The sequence below is a fragment of the Clavibacter sp. MX14-G9D genome (assembly GCF_032917815.1).
In the GTDB taxonomy this organism is placed as follows: domain Bacteria; phylum Actinomycetota; class Actinomycetes; order Actinomycetales; family Microbacteriaceae; genus Clavibacter; species Clavibacter michiganensis_K.
In genome coordinates this window covers 1-862 of the sequence record NZ_JAVCVL010000407.1, presented here as the reverse complement: position 1 = coordinate 862, position 862 = coordinate 1, and the positions used below count along the sequence as shown (strand labels likewise).

1 protein-coding gene is annotated in these 862 nt (G+C 73.2%); it reads right to left on the bottom strand.

Features of this window, described 5'->3' with window-relative positions; genetic code table 11:
• Window positions 1-15: 15 nt before the first annotated feature.
• A partial coding sequence (locus tag Q6969_RS15985) for a M23 family metallopeptidase (RefSeq protein ID WP_317231321.1) occupies window positions 16-862 on the bottom strand: 847 nt, incomplete at its 5' end.

Sequence of the window (862 nt, the reverse complement as noted above, 5' to 3'; positions counted from 1 at the left end):
GCGCCGCCGATGCTGCTAGTTCGCGTGCTCCTGCAGCCAGGCGAAGGGATCGACCGCGGTACCGTCGGCCATGCGGATCTCGAGGTGGAGGTGGGGGCCGGTCGACGCGCCTGTGTTGCCGACCTGGCCGATCTGCTGGCCGACCGTGACGGGATCGCCCGCCTGGACGCGCATGGACCCCGGCAGCATGTGGCCGTAGACGCTCGTGACGAGCTGCCCGTCGATGACGTGGTCGATGACGAGGTGGACGCCGAGGCCGGAGTCGCTGCTGACGGACTCGCGCACGACGCCGTCGGCGATCGACTGGATCGGCGCGCCCATGCCGGGGGCGAAGTCCACGCCCTGGTGGTTGCTCGAGCAGCCGTTGGAGCAGGGCGCGATGCGGTTGCCGAAGACCCCGCTGATGGGCACGCCCGAGGCGAAGGGCCACTGGATGGTGCCGTTGATGTCGTTCGTGAAGGCCCCGGCGCCCTTCGACGTCTGCGCCAGCATGATCTGCTGCGGGGTCGTGGCCGTGAACGCGTCGTCGGTCCCGCCGACCACGCTGGCCTCGGGAGCGGCGGAGAGCGCGATGCTCTGGCTGGGGATGGAGCTCGCCGGCGCGTCCGTGACCACGTTCGCCTGGGCGATGTCCTGCCCCGTCAGGAACGCGGAGGACGGCAGCGAGGTGGCGATGGTCACGGTGGCGACGAACGCCATGGTGAGGAGCGTGAGGCCGCGCGAGGCGTTGGCGCGACGACGGCCGGCGGCGGCCTCGGGCGCGGGTGCCGCGAGGGCGGGGCGCGAGGAGACGGGGACGCGTCGGCCGCGGGAGCGCACGTGGGGGGCGGCGGCCGGGACGCTGGCGCGCTTCGCGTGCACG